This is a genomic window from Brevundimonas sp., from assembly GCF_050729455.1.
In the GTDB taxonomy this organism is placed as follows: Bacteria; Pseudomonadota; Alphaproteobacteria; order Caulobacterales; family Caulobacteraceae; genus Brevundimonas.
Window position 1 is genome coordinate 1 of the sequence record NZ_JBOHLI010000010.1, and the last position, 12,355, is coordinate 12,355.

Consider the following 12,355-nt stretch of genomic DNA (forward strand, 5'->3'; position numbering starts at 1 on the left):
GGGGGTCATGGCCCTGGGTCTGGCGGCCGTGGCCGTGGGGATGAGCATCGACGGCAGCGTCCTGAGCTGGAAGACCCTGCCCGCCCATCTGCTGATGGTCCACGCCTGGGGCTTCGCCGGCGAGGCGGGCTGGAACCACCCCTCCTGGTCGATCTCGGCGGAGTGGTTCGCCTATCTGGCCTTCCCCCTGTTCGCCCTGGCCGCCTGGCCGCTGCGCAAGCGCCCCTGGGCGGCGACGGCGGGGGCGGCGGTCTTCCTGATGGGGCTCTGTGCGGCGTTCGAGCGGCTGGCGGGCTTCCCTCTGACCGAGGCCACCTTCCGCTGGGGCGCGCTGAGGATCGTTCCCTGCTTCGCCTACGGCTGCGCCCTCTACCTCGTCTATCGCCGTGCGCCCCTGCCCCGCGCCGGGCTGCTGGCCCTGAGCGCCGCCGTCGTCATGATCGCCTCAGCCTCGGTCCTGGCCTGGGACGCCGTCACGGTTCTGGCCGCCGGTCTGCTGATCCTGGCCCTGGCCTCCATCCCCGACGGCAAGGCCGGCTGGCTGGGCTCCAAGCCCGCCGTCTATCTCGGCGAGATCAGCTATTCCGTCTATATGGTCTGCGCGCCGTGGCAGATCCTGGCGGTCAATCTGGCCGCCCGGGCGACCGGGGCCGAGGACAAGCGACTGTCGCTTTTCGTCTGGCTGGCGGTCGTGATCGGCCTGATCGCCGCGGCCGCCGTCACCTATCATCTGATCGAACGCCCGGCTCGCAAGGCGCTGCGCGGCATGGCCGAGCGACGGCGCCCGCCTGTGGATCACGCCGCGAAACAGTCCGAAACGGTTCTTCAACCTTCGGACACTATCAGCTAAGGCTTGGTCCGCGTTTTAGTCGGGAGCACGCCAGATGATGAAACGGCTCGCAGCCGCCGCCGTCGCGGCGTCCTTGGGTTTCTTCGCCCTCGCCCCGGCGCCGGCCAAGGCCGACGACGCCTACTGGCAGTGCGTGACCTTCGCCCGGATGTTCTCAGGCATCCAATTGTTCGGCGACGCCTGGACCTGGTGGCGCCAGGCGGTCGACAAGTTCCGCACCGGCCGCGCCCCTGAAACCGGCTCGGTCCTGGTCTTCCAGCCCAGCGGCCGGATGGACAAGGGCCACGTCGCCGTCGTGTCCGACATCCTGACCGATCGCGTCATCCGCGTGACCCACGCCAACTGGGGCGGCAGCCGCGGCAAGGTCGAGGAGAACGTCACCGTCGTCGACGTCTCCCCCTCGGGCGACTGGAGCCGGGTCAAGGTCTGGTACAACCCGATCAACGCCCTGGGCACCACCGTCTATCCGACCTACGGCTTTGTCTACAAAGGCGCCCGCGACGCCTTCGACAACGGCCGCCAGATGGCCGCCGGCGCCGCCGAAGCCCGCAGCAGCAACTAGGCCCGAAAGGCGGAAGCCATGATCCGCCTGTATCGCCGCGGCAGCCAGGCCTGCGAGCTGCTGCCGCCGTCGCCGCAAGACCTCCGGCTGGATCCCGATCTGCTGTGGATCGACCTGCTGTCGCCGACGCGCGACGAGGAGCTGGCGATCGAGCGCGCCGTGAACCTGGCCCTGCCCACCCGCGAGGAAATGTCGGAGCTGGAGGCCTCCAGCCGCCTCTATCGCGAGGACGGGGCGAGCTTCGTCACCGCCGACCTGATCGCGCGCGGCGACGAGGACATTCCCGCCATCGGCCCCGTGACCTTCGTCCTGACCAGCGGACCGCTGATCACCATCCGCTATTTCAACCCCCGCCCCTTCTCCATCATGGACGACAAGCTGTCGCGCGAGCCGAACCTGTGCGGGTCCGGCGCCGACGTCTTTCTCAACCTGATGGAGGCGGTCATCGACCGCGCCTCGGACGTGCTGTCGCACAATGTCGAGAAGGTCGAAGCCGTGGCCGGCCACGTCTTCGCCGACAAGAAGTCCGTCGGCTTTGAAAAGCTGATCGCCAAACTGGGCCGCGCCCATATCGCCAACGCGCGCATCGAACAGAGCCTGGCCGGCCTGTCGCGCGTCTTCGCCTTCGTCGCCCTGAACGACCGGCTGGTGAAGGACAAGGAGGCGCGTGAGCACCTGAAGTCCCTGGCTCGCGACGCCCAAAGCCTGATCGTGCACAATCAGTCGGTGGCGGCGGGCATCAATTTCCAGCTGTCGGCGGCGCTGGGCCTGATCAATATCGAACAGTCCTCGATCATCAAGATCTTCTCGGTGGCGGCGGTCGCCTTCATGCCGCCGACGCTGATCGCCTCCATCTACGGCATGAATTTCGACCATATGCCGGAACTGCCGCAGGTCTGGGGTTATCCCGCCGCCCTGGTCGCCATGGTGGTCGCGGCGGTCCTGCCGCTGGCCTGGTTCAAGAAGAAGGGCTGGCTCTGAGGCGCGACAGGAGCGATACAGCGGCCATGACCGACGCCCCTGACGACATCCGCGGCCCAGACATTCGTGGCAAGGCCATCGAGACCGCCAAACACGAGCCGACCGGCATCACCTACGCCGGCTATCTGTCGCTCGACGAGCTGCTGAGCGCCCAGCACCCCCGCTCGGACCAGCATGACGAAATGCTGTTCGTCATCATCCACCAGACCAAGGAACTGTGGCTCAAGCAGATCCTGCACGAGATGGCCCTGGCCCAGAGCCTGATCCGCGCCGGCGATCTGGTCCCCGCCTACAAGAGTCTGGCCCGCGTCAGCCGCATCCAGGCGGTCATGACCCTGAGCTGGGACATCCTGGCCACCATGACGCCCTCCGACTATCTGAAATTCCGCGGCGACCTGGGCGCCAGCTCAGGCTTCCAGAGCGACCAGTTCCGTCGTCTGGAGACCATGCTGGGCCTGAAGGACCCGCGCTTCCTGCGCTTCCACGTCGAGCGTCCCGAGGCCCATGCGGCGCTGGTGGCGGCCATGGAGGCCCCCAGCCTTTACGACGACGCCCTGCGGCAGCTGTCGCTGGCCGGCCTGCCCGTCCCGGCCGAGGTGCTGAACCGCGACGTCAGCCAGACCTATGAGCCGTCCGAGGGCGTCGAGGCCGCCTGGCTGGAGGTCTATCGCGATACCGAGCGCTGGTGGCCGCTGTATCAACTGGCCGAGAAGCTGGTCGATCTGGACGACGCCCTGCTGACCTGGCGCCACAAGCACGTGGTGACGGTCGAGCGCATCATCGGCCGGCGTCAGGGCACGGGCGGCACCGACGGCGTCGGCTATCTGGTCGAGACGCTGAAGCGCCGCTGCTTCCCCGAGCTGTGGTCGCTGCGCACCAAGCTGTAGGGCGAAGGGCAACCTTCGCCGCTGGCGCGGGTTTCACCTGCGTCAGCCACGGAGGTGTCCGGTGAACTCTCCCAACAGTCATGACATCGAGGTTCTGAACCATCTGGCCGAGGGCCTGATCGACAGCGCCGACGGCTACGCCGAGGCGGCGGCCGAGACCGAGGACGCCCGCTATCGCGCGTTGTTCCAGCGTCGCAGCGAAGAACGGCGCCGGAGCGCGTCCGAACTGCAGGCTACCGTGCGCGGCCTCGGCGGCCATGCCGAGGACGAAGGCTCCATCCTGGCCAAGGCCCAGCGCGCCTTCATGGACATCAAACACGCCCTGCTGCGGGACGAGGCCTCAGTCGTCGGCTCCGTGGAAAGCGGCGAAACCCATCTGCAGGCCCGGTTCGACCACGCCCTGGCCGACGAGGCTCTGTCGGCCACGACCAGGGAAACCATCCGCCGCGCCTATGCCGCCGTCAGGACCAGCCGCGACGAAATGCACGCCCTGCGACGCAGCCTCGAAGGCCAGCGCGACGCCGACAATCCGCTGCATCCGCAGTAGACAGAGAAATCTCCCTCCCCTTCATGGGGAGGAAAATACGCGCTCTAGCAGCCAGCCGCCGCGCGGCTGGCGATAGCGCCCCAAGACCTCGCTCAAGCAGCGCGCGATAGCCCCAAAAGAGAATGCGCTCAAGCAGCGCGTCGCCGCGCGGCGCGCGATAGCGCCCTAAAATGAAAAAGACCCCGGCGTTTCCGCCGGGGCCTTGATCATTTCAGCGCAGAGCCGGGGCTTGGGATCAAGCCTCGTCGCCCTTGTCAGCCGAACCGGTGACCGGAACGGCAGCGCCCTTGGCCGGGCGAGCGATTTGACGCTCGGCGATCCGGGCCGACTTACCGCGACGGTCGCGCAGGTAGTAGAGCTTGGCGCGACGGACGACGCCGCGACGCTTCACTTCGATGGAGTCGATGTTCGGCGACAGGATCGGGAAGCGACGCTCCACGCCTTCACCGAAGGAAATCTTGCGGACCGTGAAGGTCTCGTTGATCCCGCCGCTGTCGCGGGCGATGCAGACGCCTTCGAACGCCTGGATGCGTTCGCGCTCGCCTTCCTTGATCTTCACGTGGACGCGCAGGGTGTCGCCCGGTTGGAAGTCGGGGATGGTCTTGCCTTCGAGCAGGCGGGCTTTTTCTTCGGCAGCGATTTGCTGGACGATGTTCATGTCTATTCTCCTCGGGCTTTAGCGCCCTTTGCCTTTGATTTGGCGGAGCCAGGCTCCGCAGTCGTCTTCGCCAGATGCGCCGCCCAGAGGTCCGGGCGCCGTTCCCGCGTGGTCTCTTCCCGTTGCGCCTCCCGCCATTGCGCGATCTTCCTGTGATCGCCCGACAGCAGCACCTCGGGAATGTCGTGCCCCTCGAACGTCCGCGGTCGCGTGTACTGCGGGTGTTCCAGAAGACCGTCCTCGAAGCTCTCGGACGACAGGCTGTCTGCCGCGCCCAGAACACCAGGGATCAGTCGTACGCACGCCTCGATCGCCACCATGGCCGCCGCCTCGCCACCGGCGAGCACCGCGTCCCCGACGGAGACCTCCTCGAACCCGCGGGCGTCGAGCACCCGCTGGTCCACCCCCTCGAAACGACCGCAAAGCACGACGATGCCGTCGGCCTTGGCCCATTCCTTCACTCGCGCCTGCGTCAGGGGTCGACCGCGTGCGCTCATGTACAAAAGCGGCCTTCTCATCGGAAGGTTGGGCGGGCCCTCTAGACTGTCTAAAGCCCGGGCCACCACATCCGCTTTCAACACGGCTCCAGGGCCGCCACCCGCGGGGGTGTCGTCCAGGAAGCCGCGCTTATCTTCGGAAAAGGCGCGAATGTCCAGCGTCTGCAGATTCCACAGCCCCTTCTCGCGCCAGGCGGTGCCGATCAGCGACACGCCGAGCGGCCCGGGAAAGGCCTCGGGGAACATGGTCAGGACGGTGGCGGTAAAGGGCATGGCGGCCCTTTACCGCTCTAGGACCGTAAACGCGAGCCTCAGGCGACCGGCTTGCCGCCGCCCGCCGCGATCCAGGCGTCGACCTGATCGGCCAGGACGTCCAGCGGCACCGAGCCGGAACCGAGGACCACCGCGTGGAAGTCCTTGATGTCGAAGCGGTCGCCCAGGGTCGCCTCGGCCTTGGCGCGCAGCTCCTCGATCTTCAGCTCGCCGATCTTGTAGCTGGTCGCCTGGCCGGGATTGGTGATGTAGCGCTCGACCTCCTTGACGATGTCGCGCTCGGACAGCAGCGAGTTGTCGCGGAAATAGGCGATGGCGTCCTCACGCGACCACCGCTTGGCGTGCAGGCCCGTGTCCGTCACCAGACGCACCGCGCGCCACAGTTCGGTCGAGAGGCGGCCGAAGTCGGAATAGGGGTCCTGATAGAAGCCCATCTCCTTGCCCAGCTGCTCGGCGTAGAGGCCCCAGCCCTCGGCGTAGGCGCCGTAGCCGCCGAAGCGACGGAAGCGCGGCAGGCCCTCGATCTCCTGGGCATAGGCGATCTGGAAGTGATGGCCCGGCGCGCCCTCGTGATAGCTGATGCCCTCGATCTGGGGCTTCAGCACCTGGGTCATGTCCGACAGGTTGACGTAGTAGATGCCGGGCCGCGAGCCGTCCGGGGCCGGCGAATTGTAGAAGGCGATCGAGGCCGTGGCCTCGCGGAACGGCTCGACCGCACGGACCTCGAGCGCCGCCTTGGGCAGGTTGGAGAACCACTGCGGCGCGATCGCCATGACCTGGGCGATGAAGGCCCGGGCGTCGGTCAGATACTGCTCCTTGCCCTCCGGCGTGTTCGGATACTGGAAGCGCGGATCGGTCTTCAGGAAGACGAAGAAGTCCTGCAGCGAGCCGTCGAAGCCGACTTTCGTTTTGATGACCTCCATCTCGCGCTGGATGCGGGCCACCTCGTCCAGACCGATCTGGTGGATCTGGTCGGCGGTCAGGTCGGTCGTGGTCGAGAGCTGCAGGCGGGCGTTGTAATAGGCCTCGCCGTTCGGCAACCGCCAGACGCCCGCGTCGCTGTCGGCCATCGGCTGAACCTCGGCCAAGGCCGTCAGGACGGTGTCGAAGCCACGCTTGTAGGGGCCGGTCAGGGCGGCGCGGGCCGAGGCCAGCAGCCGGTCCTTGGTGGCCTGATCCGCGTCCAGCGCCCCGACCTTCTTCTGGAAATCGGCCCAGACCGGGTTGTCGGCGCCGTTGTCGAAGGGCGCGCCGGTGATGACCGCGCGGGTGTTCTCGATCGAGGGCGCAAACACGAAGCGGGGCGAGACCACGCCCTCGGCGGCGCGCGCCTTCAGCGTCGTCGCCACCTGGCCCATGTAGCGCTCGGCCTCGCCGATCCGCGACACATAGGCCTCGGCGTCCGAGACGCTGGCGATGCGGTGATTGTTGATCAGGAAGACCGGCAGGCTGGTGGTCGGATTGCTGTTGGCGGCGAACTGGAAGTTCCAGTCGCGCCACTGGTTCGACAGGCGCGCCTGCTGCACGCCGTATTCGAACAGCCGCCAGGACATCTTGCTCTGGGCGCCGAGTTTGGTCGGATCGAACTCGGCCTTCATGCGGGCCAGTTGGGCTTCCTGCAGCGCCAGGGCGCGCTCGGCGGCGGCGTCGGAGACGTCGTCCAGCTTGTCGTAGTCGGTCTTGAGACCCAGCGCGGTCATCTGCTGCGGGCTGAGGGCGATGCGTTCCTGGAAGGCCTGCTCGAAGAAGGCGTCGAGGCGGGCGTCCTCGCTTTGCGCCTGGGCCGCTGCGGCGGCGGGCGCGGCGGTCTGGGCCACGGCGGCGGGCGCGACGGCGCAAAGCGCCAGAACGGCTACGGACGAGATCAGAAAACGACGCATGAAACCCCTCGGAACGACGAGGCGGCACTGTTCCCCGAGGCGGCGTCGGGCGCAAGCTAAGAGCGCTTCCCTTCTCCCGATGGGAGAAGGTGGCCCGCAGGGCCGGATGAGGGTTCACGATTGAAGTCGGCGCAAGCCGTCGCGGCAACGGCTGACGCCGACGGAAGCTGTGGCCCCTCACCCTTTCGCCTAGCGGATCGCCTGCGGCTCTCCGAGGCTCAAGCCCTCTCCCGCCGGGAGAGGGACAATCCTATTGCCCGCGCAGGTCCGTGATCGTCCGCCCCGGCGCGATCTGCTCGGCGTCGGTGATCAGGTGGACCAGGGCCGGTCGACCGCCCGCCGCCGCCTCGCGCGCCGCCGCCAGGGCCGCAGGGAAGTCCCCGGTCGCCTCGCAGCGCACGGCGAAGGCGTCGAAGGCCTCGGCGTATTTGACGAAGTCGGGGTTCTTCAGCTCGGTGGCGATGACGCGGGTCGGGTATTCCCGCTCCTGGTGCATGCGGATGGTGCCGAAGGTGCCGTTGTCCACGACCACCACGATGACGCCGAGGCCGTATTGGGCGGCGGTGGCCATCTCGTTGGCGCTCATCATGAAGTCGCCGTCGCCGGCGATGCAGACGACTTCGCGCGCCGGCTCGACAACCTTGGCCCCCAGCGCCGCCGGATAGCCGTAGCCCATGGCGCCCGAGGTCGGGGCCAGCTGGGTGCGGCGGGCCTGATGGCGGTGGAAGCGGTGCAGCCAGGCGGCGAAGTTCCCCGCGCCATTGGTCAGGATGGCGTCTTCCGGCAGGACCTCGGCCAGATGGGCGATGACCTCGCTCATGTTGACCGCGCTGTTCACCGCGATCGGCGTGGAGAAGGTCATGAAATCGGCATGGGCGGCGGCGGCCAGATCGCCCCAGGTCCGGCCCGGGTCGATGCTCGACAGGGCCAGCGCCGCCAGAGAGTTGTCGGCGGTCGCGGCCAGAGCGGGCGCCCAGACGCGGCCCAGTTCTTCCGCGCCCGGATGAATGTGGATCAGGCTCTCGGCGGTCTTGGTGCGATCCAGCAGGGTGTAGCCCTGGGTCGGGTTCTCGCCCAGACGCGCGCCGACGGCGATGATCAGGTCGGCGTCCTTGATCCGCGCCACCAGCTTCGGATTGACGCCCAGACCGACGTCGCCGGCGTAGGACGGATGGTCGTTGCGGATCAAATCCTTGCGGCGGAAGGACAGGGCGACCGGCAGGCTCAGCCGCTCGGCCCAGGCGGCGACCGCCTCGGTGGCGGCGTCGGTCCAGCCGGAGCCGCCGAGGATCAGCATGGGCCGCTCGGCCTTGGCCAGACGCGCCTTCACCTGCTCGACAAAGGCCGGGTCCAGCGCGGCCTTGGCGGCGACCACGGGGCGCACCGGCGCCAGGCCGCCATCGTCGTGCAGGATGTTCTCGGGCAGGGCCACGACCACCGGACCCATGCGGCCCTGCAGGGCGGTGGCGAAGGCGCGCTCGACGATCTCGACGGTGCGCTCGGGGCTTTCGATCTCGGTCGCCCACTTGGCCAGGCCGCCGAAGACCTCGCGGTAGTCGACCTCCTGGAAGGCGCCGCGCCCGCGATCGGTCAGGGCGATCTGGCCGACGAAGAGGATCATCGGCGTCGAGTCCTGATGCGCCGTATGCACGCCGATCGAGGCGTGGGTCGCGCCCGGTCCGCGCGTGACCATGCAGACGCCCGGCTTGCCCGTCAGCTTGCCATAGGCCTCGGCCATGTTGGCGGCGCCGGCTTCGTGGCGGCAGACGATGACCTCGATCTGGTCGCGCACGTCGGCCAGGGCGTCGAGCACGGCGAGATAGCTCTCGCCGGGCACACAGAAGACCTTGTCGATCCCGTTCATCACGAGGGTGTCGACCAGACGGCGGGCGGCGGTGTCGAGAGCTTGCGTCATGGTTTCGCCGTTAGCAGATTGAAGGATGAATTGGCCATGCAACCTTATGGTCAAGCTTCACGTTGAAGCCTTCAATCGACTTTTTCGGGGAATTCCCATGCGCAAACTTATCGTTCTCGGCGTCATCGCCGCCGCCTTGGCCACCGCCGCCTGCAACACCATCGCCGGCGTCGGCCGCGATCTGGAAGCCGCCGGCCAGGCCGTGACCTCCAGCTCCAACTCGGCCCGCAACTAGGGCTGCCGCCTGGGGACGCCCCCCGCGCCTTGCAGGACCGCCACAAAAGCGTAGCGTCGTTCGGTCAGACTGACGACTTCATTGGAGGACGATCATGGGACTTCTGGATAACGTGCTGGGCGGCCTGGGCGGAGACGCCGCGGGCGGCCTGTCGGACCTGCTCAAGGGTCAGGGCGGCGTCGGCGGGCTGGCCGAGAAATTCGGTCAGAACGGCCTCGGCGACGTGGTCGGTTCGTGGATCGGCAAGGGCGGCAACGCCGGGATTTCGGCCGAACAGATCAGCCAGGTGCTCGGCTCCGGCCCCATCGCCGATTTCGCCGCCAAGCTGGGTATTTCGCCGGAACAGGCCAGCGAGACCCTGGCCGGCCTGCTGCCGAAAGCCGTCGACCAACTGACCCCGAACGGTTCGGCCGAGGGCGCCGACGACATGCTCGGCGGCCTGCTGAACAACCTGCCGGGCGGCGTCGGCGACGCCTTGGGCGGCCTCTTCAAGCGCTAGGCTTCGGCCTCATAGGTGACGCCCGTCAGATAAAGACCGTCTGACGGCGCCACCGGGCCGCAGCGCGCGCGGTCCCTGGCGGCCAGGGCGTCGGCCAGATCGGACACGGCCCAACGGCCCAGCCCGACCTCGGCCAGACTGCCCGCCATCGAGCGCACCTGACGGTGCAGGAAGCTGCGGGCCTCGAACACCAGATGCACCTCTTCGCCGACGCGGCTGACGCGGGCCACGTCCAGCGTCTTGACCGGGCTGGCCGACTGGCACTGGGCGTCGCGGAAGGTGGTGAAGTCATGCAAGCCGATCAGGCTCTGCGCCGCCGCGTGCATGGCCTCGGCGTCCAGCGGCTTCTTGACGTGCCAGACCCGGCCCCGATCCAGCGCCGGACGGCCGGGCCGGTTGAGGATGCGATACAGATACTTGCGCCCGTTGGCGGTGAAGCGGGCGTGCCAGTCGTCGCTGACGGGGGCGCAGTCCAGCACCGCCACCGCCTCGTTCATCAGATGGGCGTTGAGGGCGTTCATCACCGTCCGCGCCGGCCAGTCCCGCTCCAGATCGACGTGGCAGGTCTGGCCCGTGGCGTGGACGCCGGTGTCGGTGCGCCCGGCGGCGGCGATGCGCACGGTCTGGCCGGAAAAGGCCGTCACCGCCGCCTCGATCGCGCCCTGCACCGTCGGCTGGCCCGCCTGGGCCTGAAAGCCGTTATAGGTCGAGCCGTCGTATTCGACCGTAAAGCGGTAGCGGGGCACTACAGGCCGCGTCGGGTCGAGAAGGCGGAGCCTTCTGACCGCGGCCCACCAAGAATGCTGCCGACAGGCAGCGGAAAGCCCCGCAGCATCTCGTCCGCCGACTGCACCGCCTTGCCGGGGCGCTGCACGCGGGTCAGGCGCACCGCACCGGTTCCGCAGGCCACCGTCAGGGCGTCGTCCAGCACCTGACCGGGCGTCCCCTGCCCCTCGGCCAGCCCCGACATCAGGGCCTTGATCCGCACCGGCTCGCCGTCGGCTTGAACCTCGAACCAGGCCCCCGGGAAGGGCGACAGGCCGCGGATGTGGGCGTCCACCTCGGCGGCGGGACGGGTCCAGTCGATGCGGGCCTCGGCGGGGGTGATCTTCTTGGCGTAGGTCGCCTCGCCCGTCTGTTCGGTCTCGGTGAAACCGCCGCGTTCGATGGCGGCCAGCGCCCGGGGCCACAGGGCGGCGCCCAGATGAGCCATGCGTTCAGTCAGGCTGGCGGCCGTGTCGTCGGCATGGATGTCCATGACCTCGGACAGGATGATGGCGCCCTCGTCCAGGCCCTCGCTCATCCGCATGATCTGGGCGCCCGTCTGGCGGTCGCCGGCCATGATGGCGCGCTGGATCGGGGCGGCCCCGCGCCAGCGCGGCAGCAGCGAGCCGTGCAGGTTGAAGCAGCCCAGACGCGGGGCCTCCAGCACTTCCGGCTTGAGGATCTGGCCGTAGGCGACGACGCAGGCGGCGTCGAGATCCAGGCTCTTGAAGGTGTCGATGGCTTCGGCGGCCTTCATGCTCTCGGGCGTGAAGACCGGCAGGCCCATGGCCTCGGCGAAGGCGTGCACCGGCGACGGCGTCAGCTTCTGGCCCCGGCCCTTCGGGCGCGGCGGTTGCGAATAGACGGCGGCGATGTCGTGTCCCGAGGCGATCAACTCGGCCAGCGACGGCACGGCGAAGTCGGGGGTTCCCATGAAGGCTAGGCGCATGGCCACGCCTTTAGACCGTGGGGCGGATTACATCCAGCGCGTATAGACGCCGCCGCCCTCGTCCCACTCGCCGCCCGCATCCAGGGCGTCGTCGAAGTCGAGCAGACGGTCCAGCAGCAGGCCCGCCACCACGCCGATGGCGCCGACGGCGACGATGGTGGCCAGGCTGGCCGCGCCCACCTTCTGATTGCGGGTCATGCGGCGACGGCCGCGCGGGTCGATGATCGTGGTCTTGCGGGCCATCAGGCGGCGAGCCTTGCGTTCTTCTTGACCTTGGCGACGGCCCGTTCGCGGCGCAGGCGCGACAGGTGGTCGATGAACAGGACGCCGTTCAGGTGATCCAGTTCGTGCTGGAAGCAGACGGCGTAGAGACCCTCGATCTCTTCCTCGATCTGCTGGCCGGTGTAATCCAGATAGCGGACGCGGATGCGGGCCGGGCGCTCGACGGCGTCATAATACTCCGGCACCGACAGGCAGCCCTCCTCGTAGGAGAACAGCTCGTCCGAAGCCCAGACCACCTCCGGGTTGACGAAGTAGCGCGGGTTGCGGCGCGCCAGGGCGTCTTCTTCGGTCTCCGGCTCGTCCGGCTGGCCCTCGACGACCTTGTCGCCCAGGTCCATGACCACGACGCGCTTCAGCTCGCCGATCTGGGCGGCGGCCAGACCAATGCCCGGCGCGGCGTACATGGTCTCCAGCATGTCATCCATGAGAGCGCGCAGCGCGTCAGTCACGCCGCCCTCCACGGGCGGGGAGACGGCCTTGAGGATCGCCAGGTCGGCGGCGTTATCGATGGTCAGGATGCGACGAATAGCCATGGCCCGCAGGTAGGGTGCGAAGCCTCGAACGTCAAGAATTAC

Annotated in this window: 15 protein-coding genes; 7 read left to right on the top strand and 8 right to left on the bottom strand. The window is 68.3% G+C overall.

Translation table 11 applies throughout. The features are described 5' to 3' along the window. The 5 genes from ACREEF_RS04135 to ACREEF_RS04155 form a co-directional block, all read left to right on the top strand. Positions 1-850: acyltransferase family protein (locus tag ACREEF_RS04135; RefSeq protein WP_431564344.1), on the top strand; the 850-nt coding region annotated here is incomplete at its 5' end. Positions 851-884: 34 nt separating this feature from the next. Next, entirely contained in the window at positions 885-1,412 is a 528-nt protein-coding gene (locus ACREEF_RS04140) for a CHAP domain-containing protein (RefSeq protein WP_431564345.1), read from the top strand. A gap of 18 nt (positions 1,413-1,430) precedes the next feature. Further along, positions 1,431-2,393, top strand: coding sequence for a magnesium transporter CorA family protein (locus ACREEF_RS04145; RefSeq protein ID WP_431564346.1), 963 nt, complete (start codon positions 1,431-1,433; stop codon positions 2,391-2,393). Between the two features lie 26 nt (positions 2,394-2,419). Continuing rightward, positions 2,420-3,280: a tryptophan 2,3-dioxygenase gene (locus ACREEF_RS04150; RefSeq protein ID WP_431564347.1), complete on the top strand. Its 861-nt coding sequence runs from the start codon at positions 2,420-2,422 to the stop codon at positions 3,278-3,280. A gap of 61 nt (positions 3,281-3,341) precedes the next feature. After that, positions 3,342-3,827, top strand: a complete 486-nt coding sequence (locus tag ACREEF_RS04155) for a PA2169 family four-helix-bundle protein (protein ID WP_431564348.1) — start codon at positions 3,342-3,344, stop codon at positions 3,825-3,827. 235 nt (positions 3,828-4,062) lie between these two features. On the opposite strand, the gene rplS is transcribed toward ACREEF_RS04155, so the two are convergent. The 4 genes from rplS to ACREEF_RS04175 all read right to left on the bottom strand — a co-directional run bounded on the left by rplS (position 4,063) and on the right by ACREEF_RS04175 (position 9,050). Then, entirely contained in the window at positions 4,063-4,485 is a 423-nt protein-coding gene (rplS, locus tag ACREEF_RS04160; protein ID WP_431564349.1) for a 50S ribosomal protein L19, read from the bottom strand. Between the two features lie 2 nt (positions 4,486-4,487). Further along, entirely contained in the window at positions 4,488-5,255 is a 768-nt protein-coding gene (gene trmD, locus ACREEF_RS04165; RefSeq protein ID WP_431564350.1) for a tRNA (guanosine(37)-N1)-methyltransferase TrmD, read from the bottom strand. A gap of 38 nt (positions 5,256-5,293) precedes the next feature. Further along, positions 5,294-7,135, bottom strand: a complete 1,842-nt coding sequence (locus ACREEF_RS04170; protein ID WP_431564351.1) for a DUF885 domain-containing protein — start codon at positions 7,133-7,135, stop codon at positions 5,294-5,296. A gap of 250 nt (positions 7,136-7,385) precedes the next feature. Then, positions 7,386-9,050, bottom strand: coding sequence for a thiamine pyrophosphate-binding protein (locus tag ACREEF_RS04175; protein WP_431564352.1), 1,665 nt, complete (start codon positions 9,048-9,050; stop codon positions 7,386-7,388). 97 nt (positions 9,051-9,147) lie between these two features. Between ACREEF_RS04175 and ACREEF_RS04180 the strand changes: the two genes are divergently transcribed. Continuing rightward, positions 9,148-9,285, top strand: a complete 138-nt coding sequence (locus tag ACREEF_RS04180) for an entericidin A/B family lipoprotein (protein ID WP_431564353.1) — start codon at positions 9,148-9,150, stop codon at positions 9,283-9,285. Between the two features lie 94 nt (positions 9,286-9,379). Then, the gene (locus tag ACREEF_RS04185) at positions 9,380-9,784 is read left to right on the top strand and encodes a YidB family protein (protein WP_431564354.1); all 405 of its coding nucleotides are present in this window, start codon (positions 9,380-9,382) and stop codon (positions 9,782-9,784) included. Here ACREEF_RS04185 and truA read toward each other — a convergent pair. From truA to def, 4 genes are read right to left on the bottom strand one after another with little or no spacing between them, the layout of a single operon-like run. Continuing rightward, positions 9,781-10,530, bottom strand: a complete 750-nt coding sequence (gene truA, locus ACREEF_RS04190; RefSeq protein ID WP_431564355.1) for a tRNA pseudouridine(38-40) synthase TruA — start codon at positions 10,528-10,530, stop codon at positions 9,781-9,783. The genes ACREEF_RS04185 and truA overlap by 4 nt on opposite strands. Then, positions 10,530-11,498, bottom strand: coding sequence for a methionyl-tRNA formyltransferase (gene fmt / locus ACREEF_RS04195; RefSeq protein ID WP_431564356.1), 969 nt, complete (start codon positions 11,496-11,498; stop codon positions 10,530-10,532). The genes truA and fmt overlap by 1 nt, the downstream gene beginning before the upstream one ends. 27 nt (positions 11,499-11,525) lie before the next feature. Continuing rightward, positions 11,526-11,741, bottom strand: coding sequence for a hypothetical protein (locus ACREEF_RS04200; protein ID WP_431564357.1), 216 nt, complete (start codon positions 11,739-11,741; stop codon positions 11,526-11,528). After that, a complete protein-coding gene (gene def, locus ACREEF_RS04205; protein WP_431564358.1) occupies positions 11,741-12,313 on the bottom strand; it encodes a peptide deformylase in 573 nt (190 codons plus the stop codon). Before def ends, ACREEF_RS04200 begins: the two co-directional genes overlap by 1 nt. Between the last annotated feature and the right edge of the window lie 42 nt (positions 12,314-12,355).

Coding starts and splice junctions, on each gene's coding strand:
- ACREEF_RS04140 (WP_431564345.1), top strand. CDS start 885: ATGATGAAACGGCTCGCAGCCGCCGCCGTCGCGGCGTCCTTGGGTTTC.
- ACREEF_RS04145 (WP_431564346.1), top strand. CDS start 1,431: ATGATCCGCCTGTATCGCCGCGGCAGCCAGGCCTGCGAGCTGCTGCCG.
- ACREEF_RS04150 (WP_431564347.1), top strand. CDS start 2,420: ATGACCGACGCCCCTGACGACATCCGCGGCCCAGACATTCGTGGCAAG.
- rplS (WP_431564349.1), bottom strand. CDS start 4,485: ATGAACATCGTCCAGCAAATCGCTGCCGAAGAAAAAGCCCGCCTGCTC.
- trmD (WP_431564350.1), bottom strand. CDS start 5,255: ATGCCCTTTACCGCCACCGTCCTGACCATGTTCCCCGAGGCCTTTCCC.
- ACREEF_RS04170 (WP_431564351.1), bottom strand. CDS start 7,135: ATGCGTCGTTTTCTGATCTCGTCCGTAGCCGTTCTGGCGCTTTGCGCC.
- ACREEF_RS04175 (WP_431564352.1), bottom strand. CDS start 9,050: ATGACGCAAGCTCTCGACACCGCCGCCCGCCGTCTGGTCGACACCCTC.
- ACREEF_RS04180 (WP_431564353.1), top strand. CDS start 9,148: ATGCGCAAACTTATCGTTCTCGGCGTCATCGCCGCCGCCTTGGCCACC.
- ACREEF_RS04185 (WP_431564354.1), top strand. CDS start 9,380: ATGGGACTTCTGGATAACGTGCTGGGCGGCCTGGGCGGAGACGCCGCG.
- fmt (WP_431564356.1), bottom strand. CDS start 11,498: ATGCGCCTAGCCTTCATGGGAACCCCCGACTTCGCCGTGCCGTCGCTG.
- ACREEF_RS04200 (WP_431564357.1), bottom strand. CDS start 11,741: ATGGCCCGCAAGACCACGATCATCGACCCGCGCGGCCGTCGCCGCATG.
- def (WP_431564358.1), bottom strand. CDS start 12,313: ATGGCTATTCGTCGCATCCTGACCATCGATAACGCCGCCGACCTGGCG.